This window comes from Streptomyces sp. NPDC058457 (genome assembly GCF_042720695.1).
Taxonomy (GTDB): Bacteria; Actinomycetota; Actinomycetes; order Streptomycetales; family Streptomycetaceae; genus Streptomyces.
Genome location: NZ_JBHXLU010000093.1, coordinates 1 through 19,358, shown reverse-complemented (window position 1 = coordinate 19,358; position 19,358 = coordinate 1). Strand labels below are relative to the sequence as shown.

The following is a 19,358-nucleotide window of genomic DNA, read 5'->3' as shown; positions in this document are numbered from 1 at the left end:
CCGGCGCCGCCGAACAGCCGCGCCGCCGCAGGAGAGAGACGCCATGAACGTTGCTGTGACCGGACTCGACGCCCCCTGGACGGAGATGGGGCGTCCACCTGGTCGGCGTAATTCATTGATTCCGCGGCGTCGGCGGCAGGTGTCGGGCTGGGCGACCTCACACCCGTCACGCGTTGCGCTGGCTCGTTGTCTGATCGTTCGTGGCGTGCCGCGGGCCGTAGTCGGCCGCAAGGACTCACTTGCGCCCGCCACCTCCCGCACATAACATTACGATCGTAATTTAACTGTTGGCCCCGGGGTGGCGCCCTTGCGCTTGGGGAGGCGGATTCCGAGGTGATCGGAATGAGTCCGAAGACATGGGCGTCACCTGTCGCGGCGGCTGATCCGCCTCGGGTGAACTCGCGCACCAGGTGACGTCTACGTCAACGACGTGGTCGGTAGCGCCAGCTCAGTACATCGGGCGCGGGTGAACAGAACTCCGCCTCGCAGTCCCGGCACGTCGGTGTGTTGTGCCAGCAGACCCGCTAGATATCACGCACCCCATCAGCAGGAGAAGCACACCATGACCACGTATCTGGCAGACAAAGCCGAGGACCTCACCGTCGAGGGCCCCTCCGCGCGCTTCACCTATCGGCGGATGGGTCCGCAGGGCGGCGTCCCGCTGATCCTGCTGAACCGGCTCCGGGGGACTATCGACTGGTGGGACCCGGAGTTCCTGGACTACCTGGCCGCCGACCACGACGTGATCCTGTTCGACAACGTCGGCGTCGGCTACACCGACGGTGAACCGCGCGACTCCCTCGAAGGGTTCGCCGAGGGGGCCGTCGAGTTCATCGAGGCGCTCGGCCTTGCGCACGTGGACCTGCTGGGCTGGTCCCTGGGCGGCATCGTGGCCCAACGTGTGGCGGTGCGGCGCCCCGAACTGGTCCGCAAGCTCATCGTGGCCGGCAGCGGCCCGGCCGGCTGGGTGCCCGGCGCACCGCCCATGAGTGAGAAGGTCCTGGGCATCATGTCCAAGCCCGACTGCGGCGACCAGGACGACATGATGCACCTGTTCTATCCGGACACCGACGCGGCCCGCGCTGCAGGGCGGGACCACTTCAGCCACGTCTCCACCCGGCTCGCAGCCAGGGGCCCCGGCATCTCCGAGCCGGCGGCGAACGGCCAGCTCGCCGCGGTGGGCATGCTTCTTGCCGTCCCCTTCGACGAGATGCGGGCGGGGCTGGAGGCCATCAAGCAACCTGTTCTGTACGCCAACGGCCTGCACGACGTATTGATCCCCGCCCATAACTCCTACATCGCGGTCCAGCACCTCGACAACGCCACCCTCGTGCTCTACACCGGCGCCGGCCACGCCTTCCTCTTCCAGTACGCCAAGGCCTTCACCAAGCAGGTCGCCGACTTCCTCTCCGCCTGACCCCCTCGACCCCACGGCCGCCCCCGCATGATGGGGGGACGACCGTGGGGTCGCACCATTGTGCGAGCGCCGCCTCACACAACTGTGAGGCGGCGCTCGCACAATGGCTGAACGTCAACACCACGAGACCTGGAAGGCAGTCGGGTCCCGATCGAGAACTTCGCAGAGATGGCCGGTGCGCTCACCACGGGTCGCCCCAGTCTCGTCCTACGACTTCCCATACGGCGGGTGTCCCGGGCCCTGCTCCCGGGGTGCGGCAACCCCTGCAGTTCATCAATGCAGGTACATGTGCGACAGCTCCCGTGCCGCGCAGTCACTGGAGAGCCACCAGTCCCTCCGCTGCGGGCTGCCCGTAGAGGGCAGTAACGGAGGACTGGAGGGCGACGCTGTCCTGCTTTCCGCGACTGCGTCCATCGCTTGCACGTTACTGCCTTCGGACAGCCTGGTGCTGAGCCACTAGGGTCAGATCTCGCTACTGAGCAGGCTCAGTCATGAGAGGCGGGCGGTGTCGGCAGTTCGGTGTGGCGCTCCGGTCGCCAGCTCGTGGTGGTACCCGTCGCAAGGGTGGTCACGCCGCCATCGGGCCACTCGATCTGTGCTGTAGTCCCGGTGGGCACCGTCGTGTGCACCTCCATGCCCAAGGCGTGCAGTTCCCAGCGGATCGCCACGCGGCCGTACGGTGACTCGTGGGCGGCGCCGGCCCAGGTGATGCCGCCGCCCGGTCGTGGGCGGAAGAGGATGTCGCGGTAGCCGGGTGAGGCGGCGGTCAGCCCGGCGACCGTGGTGTGCAGCCACTGGGCGACCGCGCCGAGGGCGTAGTGGTTGAAGGAGGTCATGTCGCCCGGGTTGACGGTGCCGTCGGGCAGCATGCTGTCCCAGCGTTCCCAGATGGTGGTGGCGTCGTGCTTCAGCGCGTACAGCCAGGAGGGGCACTCTTGCTGGAGGAGCAGGGTGTAGGCGGTGTCGACGTGCTGGGTGGCGCTGAGTGCGGGTGTCACCAGCGGTGTGCCGATGAAACCCGTCTGGATGGTGTGCCTGCCTTCGGCGACCAGTTCGGCCAGGCGGTCTCCCGCGATCGTTCTGGCGGCCGGATCCGGGAGCAGGTCGAACTGGAGGGCGACGGCGTAGGCGGTCTGGGTGTCGCTGGTCATCCGACCGGACGGCAGTACATAGGTATCGAGGAAGGCCTGGCGTACCCGGTACGCGAGCTTCTCGTAATGGTGGCGGTCCTCGTCGAGGCCGAGGACGCCCGCGATCCACGCCGTGTGCCGCGCGGACCAGGCGTAGTAGGCGGTGGCGATGAGATGGCGGTCGGTGCGGCCGGCCCCGGGGTCTTCGGGGGGCGCGGCGGGGTCGAGCCAGTCGCCGAGCTGGTAGCCGTCGTTCCACAGGCCGGATGGGCCCGCGAGTTCGGTGATGAGGTCGACCCAGCGGCGTGCGCTGTCGTACTGGGCGGCCAGCAGGCCGGTGTCTCCGGAGTCCTGATAGAGCGCCCACGGGGTCAGCGTCACGACGTCGCCCCAGCCGGCGCCGGGTCTGGCCGGAGTCCACTGGGGGCCACCGGGGATGGCCGGTACGTACCAGGGCACGGTCCCGTCGTCGTGCTGCTCGACGGCGACGTCGCGCAGCCAGGATGCGAGCATGCCGTGGCAGTCGTACAGGAAGGCGGCGGTGGGCGCGAAGACCTGGATGTCGCCGGTCCAGCCAAGCCGTTCGTCGCGTTGCGGGCAGTCGGTGGGCAGGTCGACGAAGTTGCCGCGCAGGCTCCACACCACGTTCTCGTGCAGCCGGTTCACCTGGTCATCGGAGCACTCGAACCAGCCGGTCCGGGCCATGTCGGTGTGGTGGACGCGGGCGGTGATGTCGTGGTGAGGATCGGCGCCGCGCCAGCCGGTGATCTCCGCGTAGCGGAAGCCGTGGACGGTGAACCGCGGTTCCCAGGTCTCGCGGCCCTCGCCGCGCAGGACGTACCGGTCGGTGGAGAGGGCGTCGCGCAGGGGACGCACGCACAGCTCGCCGTCCTGGAGCACCTCGGCGTGCCGGATGACGACCGTGTGTCCGGCCGGACCGGTCACGGTGATACGGACCCTGCCGACGAGGTTCTGTCCGAAGTCCACCAGGAGACGGTCGGCGTCGAGGGCGGTCACCCGGGCCGGGGCCATCTCCTCGGTACAGCACACCGGCGGCCCGGTGGGGGCGACCAGTGTCGCCGGATCGCGGGGAACGATGTCGACCGGTGACCAGCCGCTGTCGTCGAATCCGGGGCTGGACCATCCGGGCTGTTCCTCGCGGCCGTCGTAGGTTTCGCCGTCGAGCAGGCCGCTGGAAACGATCGGTCCGTGGGCAGCTCGCCAGGAGGTGTCGGTGCCGATGGTGGTGCGGGTTCCGTCGCGGTGGACGATCTCGAGCTGGGCGATGAGGGCGAGCCGGTCGCCGTAGAGGTGGGAGTGGCCGCCGTGGAAGCCCAGCCGTCCGCGGTACCAGCCGTCGGCCAGCCACGCGCCGATTGTGTTGTCGCCGTCGCGCAGGTGTTCCGTGACGTCGTGGGTCTGGTAGCGCAGTCGGTGGTCGTAGCTGGTCCAGCCGGGCGCGAGGGTGTGGTCGCCGACACGCCGGCCGTTGATCTCGATCTCGTACAGCCCGTGGGCGGTGACGTAGAGCCGCGCGCGCTCCACTTGCGCCCCGACGGGGAACTCCTTGCGCAGCATCGGCGGGCGCCGGTCGTTGTCCGGCCACTGCGGCGAGATCGCGTGCGCGGTCCAGTCAGCAGGTTCCAGCAGACCCGTCTCCAGGTGCAGGGCCGGGCTCCAGTCGCTGGTCGTGCCGTCGGCGCCGCGGACCCGGACGCGTACCGCGGAGCGTTCCCGTGACGCCAGTGGCCGGTACGGCCAGTCGACGAGCACGGAGTCCTCGCCGGCCGCCCAGTCGGTACGGTGCGCGCCATCGGCGCCGGTGACCTCCAGCTGGTATGCCTGCTGCGTCCAGCCTGGCGGTGCTGTCGTCTTCCAGGAGATCCGGGGCGCCGGCTCACCGATACCGAGCGGCTCCCGGTGGTGTTCCGCGGTGGGCTCGGCCACGACGGGTGTCGGCTCGTGGCTCATCCCTTCACCGCCCCGGCGGTCAGGCCCTTGATGATGCGCTGGTTGATCAGCAGGTACAGGACCAGGGCGCCGACCACGTTGATGCTGATCGCGGCGAACAGGGGGCCGTAGGCCGTCTCGCCGTACTGCCCGGTGAAGTTGAGCAGCCCGACCTGGATGGTGCGCAGGTCGTCGTTGGTGGTGAACGTCAGTGAGATGAGCAGGTCGTTCCAGACGAAGAAGAACTGCACCAGCCCCACCGTGAAGACGGCGTTGCGGACCATGGGGAAGGCGATGCGCCAGAAGGCTGTGAGGATGCTCGCCCCGTCGAGCGTGGCGGCTTCGAACACCTCGCGTGGGATCGAGCGGAAGTAGGTGGCCATCATGAAGACGGTCAGCGGGAGGCCGGCAGCGGTGTAGGTGAGGATCAGCGGCCACAGTGTCCCGGACAGTCCGGCCTGGAAGTACACCCGGAACAGGGGAAGCAGGATCATCTGGCTGGGCACCATGATGCCGACGAGGAAGGCGAGCAGGACCTGGTGGCGCCCGCGCCAGACCATCACCTCCAGGGCGAAGCCCGCGGCGACGCCGAGCAGGACGATGAGGGCGAGCGAGGGCACGGTGGCCAGGAGGCTGTTGCGGATGTACAGGGCGACATGCCCGGTTGTCCATGCCTCGGTGTAGTTGTGGAAGCCCCAGTTCTTCGGAAGCGACCATGCGGGGTCGTTGACGAACTCGGACTGGGTCTTGAAGGAGCTCAGCAGCAACCACAGCAGGGGCGCCACCTCGATCACCAGCAGGAGGGCGACGAGGGCGTTCCGTACCAGACGCCGGGCGGGCCGGCCCTTTCGCCGGGGTGCCGTCGGGGGGTGGGTGAGGAGTTTCCGCGGCGGTGCCGTCAGGGTGTCGGTCATGGGGAGCTCAGCCCTTGGTCAGGTCGCGTCGCGAGAAGCGGAAGATGATGAGGGAGACGCCCAGGCAGACGACGGTGAGCAGCGACGCGATGGTGCTGCCGTAGCCGTAGTCGCCGTAGGAGAACGCGGTGCGGAACATGTACAGCGTCAGGGGTGTGGTGTCGCTGCCGGGTCCGCCGTTGGTCAGGGCGAGGACCGAGTCGAACACCTTGAGGGTGCCGTTGATGCTGAACACGGCCGACGACAGCACCACCGGCCAGGACAGCGGCAGGACGATGTGCCGGATCAGCCGCCATCCCGTGGCGCCGTCCATCCGTGCGGACTCGATCGTCTCCTCGGGTATGTCGAGCAGTCCCGCGTAGATGAGAACGCCGTAGAAGCCCATGGAGCGCCACACGTCCATCACGACCAGGACGAGGAAGGATCCGCCGCTGCCGGCGAACCAGTCGCCGTGGTGGATGCCCAGCGCTTCGATGGCGGTGTTGGCCAGGCCGTTCTGCGGCGCGACGGCGAAGAGCTTCTGGAACATCAGGGCCACGGCGACCGTCGGAAGGATCACCGGGAAGAACACCAGCGTGCGGATGAGCGCGGACGACTTGCGCAGCACGAACACGTAGAGCAGGGCGAGCAGGTACCCGCAGAGCACCTGCCCGACGCTGACGACGATCCCGTACTTGAAGGTGAACCACAGTGCCGAATGCGCCTGCGGGTCGTGCCACAGCTTCTCGAAGTTGCCGAACCCGTCGAAGGTGAACCCCTCGATGACGTTCCCCTTGAAGAAGGTGTAGCCCAGGGACCAGCCCATCGGCACCAGCATCACCAGTGTGTACACGAGCAGTGCCGGGCCCAGCAGGATGGCAAGGGCGCGGCGGTCTCCCAGAACTGAACGCATGACGGCTCTTTCACGAAAGGTTCGGAACGGTTCGCGGGTGATGGCGGCCGGTCAGCCGTTGTCCAGGTCCGCCTGGACCTTCTTCATGAAGTCCTGCGCGGAGAGGGATCCGGTGACCAGCGGTGCGGCGTTCGTCTGGCTGGTCTCGGTCGCCTTCGTGTTGAACAGCGCCTCGAACCACAGGGTGCTGGTCGTGGTCTTCGAGATGGTGTCCTGCACCTGCTGGGTGAGCGGCGGCAGCGTGCCGGTGTCGCCCGTGGGCTTGAACCCGGAGATCGTCCCTTGGTCCTTCAGCGAGGCGGCGCCGTAGTTCTTGGCGGTGCAGGAGAGCCAGTCGCCGACCTTGGAGTCGTACGACTTCGCCGAGACGGCGACCGGGAGACCGACGTTGGCAGGGATCTGGTCCGCGGACCCCTTGCCGCCGGCGACGGTCGGGAACGGCATGAAGCCGATGTTGTCCGCGCCGACCTGGTTCTTGGTCTTGTCGTTGAAGTCGCCCAGCTCCCAGCTGCCCATGTAGAACATCGCGGCCTTGCCAGTGAGGAACTGCTGCACCCCGGTGTCGTAGTCGATCGATCCGACACCCTTGCCGAAGTAGCCGGCCTTGCCCAGGTCGGCGATGGCCTGCGCGGCCTTGACGTACTCGGGGTCGGTCAGCTTCGCCTTGCCGTCCGCCACGGCCTGCAGGGCGTCCGGGCCCAGTTCCCGGTAGAGGTAGCCGCTGACGAGACGGGTGAGGGGCCACCCCTCCTTACCCGCCGCGGAGAAGGGGGTCACTCCCGCGCCCTTCAGCTTCGCCGCGGCCGCGACCAGCTCGTCGTACGTCGTCGGAACGGCGATGTGATGGGCGGCGAAGATCTTCTTGTTGTACCAGATACCCTCGATGTTGAACTGGTAGGGCATCACGTTGAACTTGCCGTACAGGTTCTGCACCGTCTTGACTGCGGCCGGCTGGATGTCGTCCCACACCCCGAGGCTCTTGAGCGTCTTTTCGAGGTCGAGGACCTGGCCGGCCTTGTCCAGCGTCTTGGTCAGCGCCGGAGTACCGCCCGCCGCGAACTGCACGGGCAGCGCGTCCTGCCCGGCGAGAAGCTGAACCTTCTGGTCGACATTGCTGATCGGCAGCGTCTGGATCTTCAGCGGCAGAGCCGCGTTCGGCGTCTTGCACGCGCCGGTGCTCAGGGACTTGAGCTCCTGCTGCACGATGTGGTTGTCGTCGTTGATGGTGAGGGAGTAGTCCTTGGCGCCGCTGCTCGACGCGTTCGTGCCGCCGCAGCCACTCAGTACGAGGCCGGCGGCGGTGGCGGTCGCCAGGGTGACGAGAGTGCGGGGCTTGAGGGTGTGGTGCACGGGGTTGCTCCTCGCAGTGCACAGCGCGTTGAAGCGCTTCAATGTTGCCCCGGAACCTACGGCCCACTTCACGGCCATGTCAAGGATGATTCGGTGATATTTCCGAACCGCAATGTGCGCACTACGACAAGAATCAGGGCACGCCAGGGGAACCGACCCCAGCCGGAGAGGCGGGCGGGGACTTCGTGGTCAGCGCGGCGCGCTGGCGCGGATGATCAGCTCCGGCTCCAGTACGACGGTGGCGTGACGATGCCGTTCGCCCGAGGCCACCTCGTCCATCAGCAGCCGCATCGCCTCCTGGCCCATGGCTCGCCCGGGCAGGTCCACCGCGGTCAGGGGCACCGCCGCGGAACCGGCCGTGCGGTTGTTCTCGCACCCGACGACCGCGACCTGGTCGGGTACGCCGATACCGGCCACTGTGTGCAGTTCGTGGATGATGCCGTTGGCCAGCTCGTCCGCGACGACGACGAGGCCGTCGGGCAGGTCGCCGGGCTTCCGGCCGGCGAGCTCCTTCCCGACCATGTGCCCGTGCGCCGTGGTCAGACCGGCGCTGTCGATCTCCTCCAGCGTCACGCCGGCACCGGCCTCCTCGACCGCCGCGCGCACCCCCCTGCGCCGTTCAAGCACGGGCTGGTAGTCGTCGTGCGCGACCACGTACGCCAGCCTGGTACGCCCGGTGTCGATGAGGTGGCGTGCCGCGAGATACCCCACGTGCTCGTTGTTCACCAGCACCGAGCAGCATGTGCCCGGTTTCGGTGAGAAGTTGAGCAGCACGATCTGCCGTCCGTGCGAGCGCATCCTGGCGATGCCGGCGGTGGAGTCCTCCATCGGAGCCAGCAGAACGCCGGTCACCCTGGCTTGGTCGAAAAGGTCCAGGTACTCGTCCTGGAGTCCCATGTCGCACGTCGTGTTCGCGAGCAGCAGGTTGAGGTCGGCCGCCCGGGCCGCCTCCTGTGCGCCGTGCGCCATGTCGATGAACAGCGAGTTCTCGATATCCGCGAGGACCATCCCGACGCTGTTGTTCGACCCGGACGCCAGCGATCGGGCCGCGTCGTTGCGCACGAAACCCAGCCGGGCGATGGCTTCGCGCACGCGCTGCGCCGTCACCGGGCTGACCTTGGCCGGATGGTTCAGGACGTTCGACACCGTGCCGAGCGAGACGCCCGCCGCCTTCGCGACATCCTGCATGCTCGGACCGGCGTGCCCGTTTGCCCGTGGACCTGCGGCTGCCACGACGCTCCTCGACTTCCGGTCTTGATCGGCCTGGACGCGAACTGACGGGGCCAGGCTGGTGTGGACAGCCGCAGGATACACGCTTCCGTTAAAGCGCTCCAACGTCTACAGCGGTCCCGCCCGTCGACGCGCCCCATGGTGGCACGAATGCCGAGGTCGCGGTGGTTCACCGGCGTTGCGCACGCGAGTCGCCGCACGCCCCCGGGCCGTCCACAGTTCGACTGGGCTTTCCAGAGAAGGTGCGACCAGGCGTGGGGGCTCGGCCTGCGCGATGCATGCGCAGACTCTTGACGGGCGGCGCGGAGGGTGTCAGCCTCGGCATCGCCAATGGGGTTGAAGCGCATCAATCCCGTCCTCCGTGTCTTGCATCCCCACCCAGCGATGACGTTTCCGGTGCCACGCCCGGCCGTGGCTCGACCGGATCGGCGCTGCCCTTCTGCTTCGGAGTAAGTGGCGAGCTCACGCCCGCCCTGCGTTCCCTGCCCTTCTCTCACCGTCGAGGGAGTCACGAATCCATGCACAGGAACAGACGATCATGGGCGAAGGCCGCCGCAATCGGCGCGGTGGCCGCCCTGGTGCCCTTCACAGCACCGGTTGTGTCCGCCCACGCCGTCACCTACAGCGGCGGCGTCATGTGGCAGCCGCCGAGCGGAGCACCGTCCTACGGCTCGATCTATGCGCACTCGATCAGGCTTCAGCACAGCACCGACGCCAACGGCACGCTCCTCGCGTCCTTCGAGCAGTACTCCAGCAACGGCATGCCGGTGTACCGCAGCACCGACTCAGGGCATACCTGGACGCAGATCTCCACGATCCAGGACCAGGCCAACTCGTGGAACAACATCCAGCTCGAACCGACGCTCTACGAGCTTCCGCAGGCGATCGGCTCGTTCCCGGCCGGCACGATCATCGCGGCGGGCGACTCCATCCCCACCGACAACTCCGCGACCAAGATCGACATGTATGCCAGCACCGATCACGGAGTGACCTGGAGCTTCGTCAGCTCGATCGCCACCGGCGGCGCGGCCGTCGCTACGAATGGGTACACCCCCGTCTGGGAGCCGTACTTTCTCGTGGCGAACAACAAGCTCATCGCCTATATCTCGGACCAGCGGGACCCCGCGCACGGCCAGAAGCTCGGCCACTTCACGACGACCGACGGCGTCAACTGGTCGTCCGAGGTCGACGATGTCACGTACGCGGACTACAACGCGCGCCCGGGCATGGCGATCGTCACCCGCCTCGGCAACGGGAACTACATCCTCACCTACGAGTACTGCAACGCGCCGAGTGGCGGCTGTCCCGTCTACTACAAGATCGCGTCCGATCCGGAGGCCTTCGGCTCGGTCACGGGAGTACGGCTCGTCACCACGGACAACATTCGCCCGGCCGGTAATCCGTACGTCACCTGGCTCCCGACCGGCGGCCCGAACGGAACGATCGTCGTCCAGGCCTACAGCGACCAGCAGCTGTACAAGAGCACGGACAACGGGGCGACCTGGGTGCGCATGTTCTCCAACACCATCGCCGGCTACAGCCGCGGCCTGCTCCCCCTGGCCGACGGCAAGAGCCTGCTGGTCACCCGAGGCGGCAGCCTGTCCAACCACGGCAGCCAGAACGTGGTGACCTACGGCATCGACGACTACGGCGGCGGCATCTCGACAGGTGCCGGCTACAAGGTCCAGAACAACCTCAGTTCCCAGGTGCTGGGCGTGCCCAACGGCAACAACGGGGCTCCGGTCGTCCAGGCGCCGGACAACGGAACGGGCGACCACAACTGGCGGTTCCTGCTCCAGAGCAACGGGTACTACCGCATCCTGAACACCTTCAACGGCAAGTACCTCGCTGTTCCGGGCGGATCCCTGTCTTCCGGCGCGGGCGTCATCCAGTGGACGGCGACGGGCGGTGCGGAGCAGGACTGGTCGGTCGAACCGTCACCGGCCGGCGGATACACCCTCACCAATCGGCGAAGCGACCTGGCGCTGACCATGGCGACCGACGCGAACGGCCAGACCTCTACCAACGAGCAGGTCACCCAGGCACCGCTCACGTCCTCGGCGAACCAGCGGTGGAACCTCGTCCAGACGGCGGCGCCCGACTTCACCGGCGGACAGTTCGTGATGACCAACGTCAACAGCGGAAAGTACGCGGAGGTGATCGGAAGCGGTGACGGAACGCAGGCAGACCAGTACCGCGATGTGAACCATCCGGACCAGTACTGGACCTTCACACAGACCGGCTCCTACTACACGATCACGAACACGTTCACCGGAGACCTCCTCGACTCGGCGGGGGCCACCACCAGCGGTAGCGCGGTCGTCCAGAAGCCGGCATCCGGCGGAACGTCCCAACAGTGGTCTCTCATCGACACCGGCGACGGTAAATACCAGGTGGTCAACCGCGTCAGCGGACTGGCGCTGTCGGTGGTCGGCGCATCGACCGGCGACGGAGCCCTGCTGGACCAGGAGTCCACCTCGACCGCAGACGCACAGCGCTGGACGATCACCAAGATCAACTAGCCTCGCCCTTCCGTAGACGGACAGTCGACCACGGCGTCCCAGGGCTGACCACCCATCGATGATCTCCGCCGCTTGCACGAGCCGACAGGCGACGTCCTCCTGCCCCGCACGCTCCCTCTCCGTTCCGTGGGCCCGTCTCCCGAGGGCGGAGGCGTAGACGGACCGTACCGGGCGGCGGTCTCCCCCGAGAGCCGATGGCTGACCGTCGGTTGCTCGGTCGAACCCGCATCAGTGACACAAGGAGTCCGCATGACCAGATATCGCCCCGCAAGGCCACGCCCTGGAATCCGCAGACGGCGCATCCATGCCGCCCTCGCCACGATCGTGGCCGCCCTCATGGCCTTCCTGAGTCTGGCCACCGCCGGTCCGGCACAGGCCCTCAGCGGTGACATCCGTATGCACGACCCTTCCGTCATCAAGGTCGGCAGCTGTTACTACGGGTTCTCCACCGGGTTCGAGCACGACTCGCTCAACCCGAGCGGGTCCATCACCGAACGCAGGACGTGCGACAGCACCCCGGCCACCGGCTGGACCAAGATCGGCAACGTCTGGGAGTCGACCCCGTCCTGGATCACCACCAAGCTCGGCTCGACCCCGCCGAACATCTGGGCCCCCGACATCAAGTACTTCAACGGCGTCTACCACCTGTACTACGCAGGCTCGCTCTGGGGCACGTCGTACGCCGTGATGGGCCTGGCCACGGCCACGAACATCGAGGGCCCCTGGACCGACCAGGGCATGGTCACGGACGTCAACTACCCGATCGACCCCAACGTCGACTGGGGGCCGGACGGCCGGCTGTACATCTCCTGGGGTTCCTGGACCGGCAGCGGCACCTACATGCACGTCCTGGACGGGACCACGGGCAAGCTCTCCACCACCGACAACAACCTCTGGCACATCGCCATCGGCATCGAGAACCCGACCATCATCCTCAACGGCGGCTACTACTACCTCTTCGGCTCGAAGGGGAACTGCTGCAACGGGGTCAACAGCACCTACTACACCGTGGTCGGCAAGTCCACCAGCATCACAGGACCGTACCTCGACCAGAACGGCACCGACATGGCCTCCGGCGGCGGGACCAGCATCCTCACCGGTGCCTACCCGAGAGTGGCCGCAGGCGGTGCGGACGCCTATGACGACGGCTCGTCGAAGTTCCTCGCCTACCACTACTACGACGGCAACAACTCCGGGCAGGAGACCCTCGACATCCGCCAGGTCACCTTCTCCGGTGGCTGGCCCATCCTCGCCGGCCCCCTGGGAGCGGCGAACAACCACCTGCTGAACCGCAACAGCGCCAAGTGCGCGGACGTCTGGTACCTGAGCACGGCCGACGGCGCGGCCGTGAACTCGGGCAACTGCAACTCAGGGGCCAACCAGCAGTGGGTGTCGACGGCCGTCGGCACCAACTACGAGCTGGTCAACGTCAACAGCGGTAAGTGCCTCCAAATCTCCGGTGCCTCCACCGCCGACGGTGCGGTCGCCGTCCAGTCGACGTGCACCGGGGCCGCAGAGCAGCTATGGACGAAGACGGCGGTGATCGGCGGCTACGTCACCCTCGCCAACGTCAACAGCGGCAAGTGCCTTGAGGTCGCCGGAGCTTCGACCGCCAACGGGGCGGCTCTGGACCAGTCGAGCTGCAACGCCGGGACGAATCAGCAGTGGCTTGTCGTCTGACATGCCAGGCAGCATGTCACCGGCGTCAGCAGGCGCGCGGTGTCGTCGGCGGGCTTGGCCGGACCGCATACGGCTGTCGCTCGACAGGAGGACCTCAAGCGATATGACAGCACCAATATCGCCAGCCCGTTGAACTGCGCTGGCCGGGCCCTCGCGTGGATCTGCCGTCGCACCCGCAGACGGGCCGGCGGCAATCCGCGCATCGCTACAGGCTTCCGCAAGCCGACAGCGCTCCGTGTTGTTGAAAGCTGCTGTACATGGTGAGTGCCACCACCACGACCGATGGTGATGTCGGTGGAACGGTCGACAATGCCGGTCATGGCAGATCGCAGTGCGGTGCTCCGGATCGTCACCTCGGCAGCGCGGGAGTCCCTGAAGCCGCTCGGCCTGGTCCAGCGCGGGCGGTCGCGGCTGTGGATCGATGATCACGAGTGGTGGCTCGGGGTCGTGGAATTCACTCCGCCGCGGACCGCCGGCAGCGGTCTGTACGTCGGTACGATGTGGCTGTGGCACGACGTGGACCACCTGGCCTTCCACTCAGACGCATTCCGGACCGGCCCCGAGCCGTTTCGCACCGAGGACCAGTTCACGCCGCTGGCACTCGAACTCGGCCGGCAGGCGGCTGCGAACGTGACCGCGCTGAGGGAGATGTTCCCGGCTCTGCCGGACGTAGCCCGGTACCTGACGTCCAGGCCGGTGCGACGGGGATTCCTCTGGGACAGCTTCGACGCCGGGATCGCAGCCGCTCTGGCCGGAGAACCGGCCACGGCCCGCGAGCATTTCGAGCGAGTCCTTCGAGAGGACCCGCTGGCCCCGTGGATGGTCCAAGCCCACGAGAAGGCACGCGAGCTTCACGCCATCGCTCCGGATCGCGACGCCGTGACTGCCTGGGTCACCCGGGCCGTCGACTCATGCCGGAACAAGCTGGGCCTGGATCCCGTGACGCTCGCGATCAGCTGAACGGACCCGCTCGTTGAGCGACAAAGCTGCAGTCAGGCCAGCAGGCCTCGCTTCCATAGCAGGCCGAAGCCAACCCGGCCGCACATTTGGCGCTTGATCATTTTGATCCGGTTGACGTGGCCTTCCACGACGCAAGACACCGCCGCGGTCACGGTCGTCACCGCAGAGGGGCGACAGGGGGCCTGACCTTGGTCTCCGTGGCAACGAACGCGGTCAGCAGGGTCGCGCACACCAAGAACACGCCGCCGGCTGCCAACGGCCCCAGCCCTCGTGAGGCTGCTGCCCTCATCTCTCTGATGTCGTGTCGGCGCCGGCGAGGGCGGCGTCGATCAGCGACTCTGCGATGGATCTCGCACACGCACCGGTGTGCCTACTGTTGAGCACGGTACCGCGTGCCGCCGCACCGTCGTAGAGCAGCGCGAGTTGTTCACCAAGGATCTCCGGAGCGGCGATGCCGGCCTGTCGTGCGATCTCCGAGAGGCGGCGGGCGAACTCCCTCTTGTGCGCCGCGGCCAGTTGATGGGCGGGGCGCCCGGGGTCGGGCACCTCGACACTCACGTTCAGGAACGGGCAGCCCCGGACGGGAGCGACACTCTGCGGCGGCTTCCAGTCGAAGACAGCGAGGAGTTGCTCGCGCGGGCTCCGGGACGGTTGATCGGACCCTGGGAGGGCGGGGAGGAGACCGCCCCTCAAGGTGCTCAAGTACGCCACGACGAGGTCGTCCTTGCTGGAGAAGTGCGTGTAGAGAGTGCGTTTCGACACGGCGGCGGCGGTTGACAGCTGCTCCATCCCGGTCGCGTTGATCCCTTGCGCCGTGAACAGCTCGGTCGCCGCTTTGAGGATCCGCTCCCGGGCACCACGACGCCGACGCGCGGAGTGAAGTTCGTCCATATCCCCGAGGATACCGATCGGTTTACAGGGGTCGTCGGTATCAACTACGGTGAAGCCTTGAGTAAACCGATCGGTTTATGCATACACGTCCGGCGTCGCGCCGCACGTGTATGCGTAACCCGCCGGCGCAGCATCCCGTTCAGGCTGCGCCCGGCACCGCATGTTCGCCCCTCCTGGTCGTCGCCCTGGCCGAAACCTCACCGCCCCCACCCGACCATCCATGTGATATCGGCACGAAGGAGAACTTATGCGCTACACGACATTCGGACGACGGACCGGACTCCGCGTCTCCGAGTACGCACTCGGTACGGGCAACTTCGGCACCGGCTGGGGAGCCGGCGCCGAGCCCGACGAATCGCGCCGGATGTTCGACAGGTTCGCCGAGGCCGGCGGCACGTTTCTCGATACCGCGGACAGCTACCAGTTCGGCGAGTCGGAAGAGCTGGTCGGGAAGTTCATCGCCGCCGACCGGGATCACTTCGTCCTGGCGACCAAGTTCACCAACGGAGCCACACCGCAGCGCGGCATCTCCAGCACGGGCAACAGCCGCAAGAACATGGTCACTTCGCTGGAGGCGAGCCTGAGGCGCCTCGGCACCGACTACATCGACCTATACTGGGTTCACTTCCCCGACGACCTCACGCCGATGGAGGAGATCCTGCGCGGACTGGACGACCTGGTCTCGTCCGGCAAGATCCTCCACGCCGCCCTTTCCAACTTCCCCGCATGGCGGGTCTCCCGCGCCGCTACCCTCGCGGACCTGAAGAACTGGGCACCGGTCGCGGGCATCCAGATCGAGTACAGCCTCGTCGAGAGGACCGCCGACCGGGAACTGCTGCCGATGGCCGAGAGTCTGGGACTGGGCGCCGCCCTGTGGTCACCGCTCGGCGGCGGGCTGCTGACCGGCAAGTACCGCCGCAGCGCCGAGGGGCGGCTGACCGACTTCAAGACTCTCATCCACACCGAGAGCACCGCGCAGAAGACCGCGGTCGTCGACACCGTCCTGGCCATCGCCGAGGAGACCGGCACGACACCGGCACAGGTGGCAGTGGCCTGGCTACGTGAGCGTGCCGCCCAAGCCTCGACTTCATTCATTCCTATCATCGGCCCGCGTAACCTCACGCAGCTCGACGACTACCTGGACGCCCTGGACGTACAGCTCAGCCCCAAGCAGTTCGCACTCCTGTCCGACGTCAGTGCGATCCCCCTCGGGGTGCCGCACGAGGCGACCGCCGGCGTCCGTGACAATGTCCAAGGCGGTGACGCGTCGCGCGTCAACCAGCCGAGCGTGCCCACGGCCTGAGCCACGGATCGAGCCGCCGGCCGTATGCCGTCCACACCACTTCCGTCCTGGACCATACGGGCGGTCCAGGACGGTCCCGTCAGTGCCGGCGGGCGACTCCGTTGTCGCGCAGCCACTGCAACAACTCGGCCCGACCCGGTAGGCCGTGGAAGTCGGCGCCTACTGAGCCGAGCGGCCGTTCAGGAGGCTGAGGGCGCTGAACCAGAGTATGCCCGGGTTGATACGTTCCGGATGGAGGCTCAGCATCGCGTCGAAGAACTCCGTGGGGGCGGGTGATCCCCACAACAGCCGGTCCGCGTCGTCGAGGTAACGGCGCGTACGACCGATCTCGCCGGGGTCGTCCGCGCGGGCGGGGTCCTTGTGGCCGGCCACCACGAACTCCGCTCCGAGCGCCTCCACTTGGCCGAGTGCGCGACGCCACGCGTCACGGCCTCCACCTGCGGAGTCCGCGAGCGCCAGGTGTACGCCGTTGTAGACGACGTCGCCGGCTACGGCCAGCTTCAGGCTCGGCACCCAGAGCACGGTCGTGTCGTCGCCGTCGCTGTGCCCGACCTCTACCGGAGTGAGTGCGTGTCCCTCCAGGTTCAGCCCCTCTTCTCCGACGACCCGCACGTCGATGGGGACCGTCGGGATCTGGCCCGGGAACAGCACGTCCCAGAAGGGCCCACGGGACTCCGGAGTGGCCAGTCCTGCCATGTGGGCCTTGGTCCCGGCCGTGGCACGGACCGCTGCGTCGGGGAACCGTTCGAGCAGGACCGGAGCGCCGAGCCAGTGGTCACCGTGGCCGTGCGTGATGTAGATCTCGGTGAGGTTCCTGCCCGTTTTCTCCACCCAGGCGAGCACCCGACGGGCAGTGTGAGTGGTGAAGGGCGGGTCGACGAGAACGGCATCGTGTTCGCCGTAGACCAGGGTCGTGGAGATGGGCGACCACACCATGGGGTCGCCGTTGGGAAGGTTCAGGCTGCCGCTGCTCTGCGCGATCGCGGGTGTCACGAACACCTCGTACCGCAATGCGGTCATGATTCTCTCCTCGTACTGGAGCCCGCAGCGGAGACTGGAGGGCGGAGATCGCTTTCAGTGCGCCGCCCCGGGCCGCAGCGTGACCGCTGCGGCCCGGCGCCGTCAGAACATCGTGTTGTCGTTGGCGGCGGTCTCCGGTACGTCCTGCGAGGCGTCCCAGTGCTCGACGATCTTCCCGTTCCTGACCCGGAAGAGGTCGATGACCGCCCGACCGCGATCGCCCGGGGCGTCGATGTAGTGGCTGTGGACGGCCACCAGGTCGCCCTCGGCGATGACCCGCTTCGGCGTGACGCTCAGCTGCGGGAACTGCTCGAAGTACGCGGTCAGTCCGGCCCGTACGCCCGCCGCACCCTCGGAGATGTTCGGATTGTGCTCGTGGTACTCGGGGCCCACGTACGTGTCGATGGCGGCCAGGTCCTTGCGGACCAGGAGCCGGTCGACGTAGTCGGTGACGATCCTCTTGTTGTACGCCGTGAACCACCGTTGCCCCGGCGCCTCGGCGCGCGGCCGGCTGAGCGTGGAGAACATGTCGTTGCCGCTGGCCGTGCTCGCCGGCACCTCCTGGAGGATGTCCCAGTGCTCGGCGATCTTCCCGTCCTGGAAACGGAAGATGTCGATGACGGCGAGCCCGGGAGTGCCGGGGGTGAGCACACCGCTGGAGTGGAGGAGTACCAGGTCGCCCTCGGAGATGACTCGCTCCTCGTCGTACGTGGCCTCCGGGAACCGCTGTCGCCAGGCGGCGCCGAAGGCCTTCATGGCCTCGGGGCCGTCAGGGGCCAGCGGGTTGTGCTGGATGTAGTCCGGCCGCACGAAATCATCGATGACGGACGTGTCGCCGCCTTCGAACGCGGCCCTGAGGACCCGGACGGCGATCTGTGCCTTGCCGGTCCCCTCCACCGTCAGCACGATCTTCCCGGTGGTACGGCCGGTCTCACCGAGGGCATGGGCCTTGGCCGCCTCGGCGAGCGGGAAGGTGGCCTCGATGTGGGCGCGCAGAGCACCGGTCTCGACGAGGCCTACGACAGCGTTCATGCCGGCCTGATCGGCCTCGACGAGGAGGGACTCGAAGCGGATGCCCCGCTCGGCGATCTTGGCCAGTTCGTCGGGGTCGATGGGCACCGGCAGGATCGAGACGAGGGTGCCGCCCGGGCGCAGGACGGCAACGGATCGGGCGCGGGCGGCGGTGTCCAACGAGATCGGGTCGAGGACCACGTCGATGTCCGTGAGAGCCTCGGCGAAATCGACCGCGTGGTAGTCGATGACCTCGTCCGCTCCGAGGGAGCGCAGGAAGTCGTGCTTGGCGGCACTGGCGGTGCCGATCACGTACGCACCGCGGGACTTGGCGATCTGGACCGCGAGGTGACCGACGCCGCCGGCCGCCGCGTGGATGAGGACCCTCTGCCCAGGCTGGACATCGGCAGTGTCCATCAGTGCCTGATAGGCAGTGAGGGCCGCGAGCGGGAGAGCCCCTGCCTGCACATGGTCGATACCAGCGGGCTTGTGCGCGAAGGATCGAGCGGGAGCGGTCACGTACTCGGCGTGCGAACCGACCCCGTAGGGGTAGGGCAGCATGCCGAAGACCTCGTCTCCCGGCTTGAAGAGGGTGACCCCGGTGCCGACGGCCTCCACGACTCCGGAGACGTCCCAGCCCAGGACGAGTGGCAGGCGGTCGATGGTCAGCGGCCGGGCGCGGTTCCACCAGTCGGTCGGGTTGACGCCGGCCGCGCGTACGGCGACCAGAATCTCGCTCAGACCTGGCACGGGCCGGGGAAGCTCAACCTCCTTGAGCACCTCGGGAGAACCGTGGGTCTCCTGGCGGATGGCACGCATCGTGGCGGTGGAGTTATTCGTCATGTGTCCAGCGTCGCCGCGTATCTGCCGTCACCACCATGGCATGAATGCCAACTTTTAACGGGATCAGGCCACCAGGTGGGCACCGGCTCCGACCGCCCCGTCACTTGGGCAGAGCTTGACCCGGCGCCGAGTGAGATCCGGGGCGCGGCGGGCTGTGCCGGGTTTGGGCGCCCCCCCGCCCCCCCCCCCCCCCCCCCCCGACCCAGGCGGCCAGTTTGAGGTTGAACTACCCCCAAGGTGTGTGC

At 67.6% G+C, this 19,358-nt stretch carries 12 protein-coding genes and 2 pseudogenes; 5 read left to right on the top strand and 9 right to left on the bottom strand.

From position 1 onward, the window contains the following. Positions 1-562: 562 nt before the first annotated feature. A complete protein-coding gene (locus tag ACFWPS_RS43840) occupies positions 563-1,417 on the top strand; it encodes an alpha/beta fold hydrolase (protein WP_383716982.1) in 855 nt (284 codons plus the stop codon). 485 nt (positions 1,418-1,902) lie between these two features. Here the strand turns inward: ACFWPS_RS43840 and ACFWPS_RS43835 are convergent, their stop codons facing one another. The 5 genes from ACFWPS_RS43835 to ACFWPS_RS43815 form a co-directional block, all read right to left on the bottom strand. After that, complete coding sequence (locus tag ACFWPS_RS43835; RefSeq protein WP_383716979.1) at positions 1,903-4,518, bottom strand: family 78 glycoside hydrolase catalytic domain; 2,616 nt, start codon at positions 4,516-4,518, stop codon at positions 1,903-1,905. Then, the gene (locus ACFWPS_RS43830) at positions 4,515-5,411 is read right to left on the bottom strand and encodes a carbohydrate ABC transporter permease (RefSeq protein WP_383716976.1); all 897 of its coding nucleotides are present in this window, start codon (positions 5,409-5,411) and stop codon (positions 4,515-4,517) included. Before ACFWPS_RS43830 ends, ACFWPS_RS43835 begins: the two co-directional genes overlap by 4 nt. Before the next feature lie 7 nt (positions 5,412-5,418). Then, positions 5,419-6,303, bottom strand: coding sequence for a carbohydrate ABC transporter permease (locus ACFWPS_RS43825; protein WP_383716974.1), 885 nt, complete (start codon positions 6,301-6,303; stop codon positions 5,419-5,421). A gap of 51 nt (positions 6,304-6,354) precedes the next feature. Continuing rightward, positions 6,355-7,653, bottom strand: coding sequence for an ABC transporter substrate-binding protein (locus ACFWPS_RS43820; protein WP_383716970.1), 1,299 nt, complete (start codon positions 7,651-7,653; stop codon positions 6,355-6,357). Positions 7,654-7,842: 189 nt separating this feature from the next. Beyond that, on the bottom strand, positions 7,843-8,841 hold the full coding sequence (locus tag ACFWPS_RS43815; protein ID WP_383716968.1) for a LacI family DNA-binding transcriptional regulator: 999 nt from the start codon (positions 8,839-8,841) through the stop codon (positions 7,843-7,845). A 560-nt stretch (positions 8,842-9,401) separates the two neighbouring features. Here ACFWPS_RS43815 and ACFWPS_RS43810 point away from each other — a divergent pair. The 3 genes from ACFWPS_RS43810 (at position 9,402) to ACFWPS_RS43800 (ending at position 14,045) form a co-directional block, all read left to right on the top strand. Beyond that, positions 9,402-11,405, top strand: a complete 2,004-nt coding sequence (locus tag ACFWPS_RS43810) for an RICIN domain-containing protein (RefSeq protein ID WP_383716966.1) — start codon at positions 9,402-9,404, stop codon at positions 11,403-11,405. A gap of 249 nt (positions 11,406-11,654) precedes the next feature. Then, entirely contained in the window at positions 11,655-13,085 is a 1,431-nt protein-coding gene (locus tag ACFWPS_RS43805; protein WP_383716964.1) for a family 43 glycosylhydrolase, read from the top strand. Positions 13,086-13,403: 318 nt separating this feature from the next. After that, a complete protein-coding gene (locus ACFWPS_RS43800; RefSeq protein WP_383716961.1) occupies positions 13,404-14,045 on the top strand; it encodes a hypothetical protein in 642 nt (213 codons plus the stop codon). A gap of 285 nt (positions 14,046-14,330) precedes the next feature. Here ACFWPS_RS43800 and ACFWPS_RS43795 read toward each other — a convergent pair whose 3' ends face one another. After that, positions 14,331-14,936 carry a TetR/AcrR family transcriptional regulator gene (locus ACFWPS_RS43795; protein ID WP_383716959.1) on the bottom strand — a complete coding sequence of 202 codons (606 nt, stop codon included), beginning with the start codon at positions 14,934-14,936 and terminating at the stop codon, positions 14,331-14,333. A gap of 247 nt (positions 14,937-15,183) precedes the next feature. Between ACFWPS_RS43795 and ACFWPS_RS43790 the strand changes: the two genes are divergently transcribed. Beyond that, entirely contained in the window at positions 15,184-16,239 is a 1,056-nt protein-coding gene (locus ACFWPS_RS43790) for an aldo/keto reductase (protein ID WP_383716956.1), read from the top strand. Positions 16,240-16,398: 159 nt separating this feature from the next. Here ACFWPS_RS43790 and ACFWPS_RS43785 read toward each other — a convergent pair whose 3' ends face one another. From ACFWPS_RS43785 to ACFWPS_RS43775, 3 genes and pseudogenes are all read right to left on the bottom strand, one after another. Continuing rightward, on the bottom strand, positions 16,399-17,259 hold the full coding sequence (locus tag ACFWPS_RS43785) for an MBL fold metallo-hydrolase (protein WP_383716953.1): 861 nt from the start codon (positions 17,257-17,259) through the stop codon (positions 16,399-16,401). A 102-nt stretch (positions 17,260-17,361) separates the two neighbouring features. Next, a pseudogene (locus tag ACFWPS_RS43780) lies at positions 17,362-18,120 on the bottom strand (nuclear transport factor 2 family protein); the annotation flags it as partial. A gap of 30 nt (positions 18,121-18,150) precedes the next feature. Beyond that, a pseudogene (locus ACFWPS_RS43775) lies at positions 18,151-19,089 on the bottom strand (NADP-dependent oxidoreductase); the annotation flags it as partial. Positions 19,090-19,358 lie beyond the last annotated feature (269 nt).

Excerpts from the sequence above, each read along its gene's own strand:
- ACFWPS_RS43795 (WP_383716959.1), bottom strand. The coding sequence starts at position 14,936 with ATGGACGAACTTCACTCCGCGCGTCGGCGTCGTGGTGCCCGGGAGCGG.
- ACFWPS_RS43785 (WP_383716953.1), bottom strand. The coding sequence starts at position 17,259 with ATGACCGCATTGCGGTACGAGGTGTTCGTGACACCCGCGATCGCGCAG.
- ACFWPS_RS43815 (WP_383716968.1), bottom strand. The coding sequence starts at position 8,841 with ATGCAGGATGTCGCGAAGGCGGCGGGCGTCTCGCTCGGCACGGTGTCG.
- ACFWPS_RS43825 (WP_383716974.1), bottom strand. The coding sequence starts at position 6,303 with ATGCGTTCAGTTCTGGGAGACCGCCGCGCCCTTGCCATCCTGCTGGGC.
- ACFWPS_RS43800 (WP_383716961.1), top strand. The coding sequence starts at position 13,404 with ATGGCAGATCGCAGTGCGGTGCTCCGGATCGTCACCTCGGCAGCGCGG.
- ACFWPS_RS43810 (WP_383716966.1), top strand. The coding sequence starts at position 9,402 with ATGCACAGGAACAGACGATCATGGGCGAAGGCCGCCGCAATCGGCGCG.
- ACFWPS_RS43830 (WP_383716976.1), bottom strand. The coding sequence starts at position 5,411 with ATGACCGACACCCTGACGGCACCGCCGCGGAAACTCCTCACCCACCCC.
- ACFWPS_RS43835 (WP_383716979.1), bottom strand. The coding sequence starts at position 4,518 with ATGAGCCACGAGCCGACACCCGTCGTGGCCGAGCCCACCGCGGAACAC.
- ACFWPS_RS43840 (WP_383716982.1), top strand. The coding sequence starts at position 563 with ATGACCACGTATCTGGCAGACAAAGCCGAGGACCTCACCGTCGAGGGC.
- ACFWPS_RS43805 (WP_383716964.1), top strand. The coding sequence starts at position 11,655 with ATGACCAGATATCGCCCCGCAAGGCCACGCCCTGGAATCCGCAGACGG.
- ACFWPS_RS43790 (WP_383716956.1), top strand. The coding sequence starts at position 15,184 with ATGCGCTACACGACATTCGGACGACGGACCGGACTCCGCGTCTCCGAG.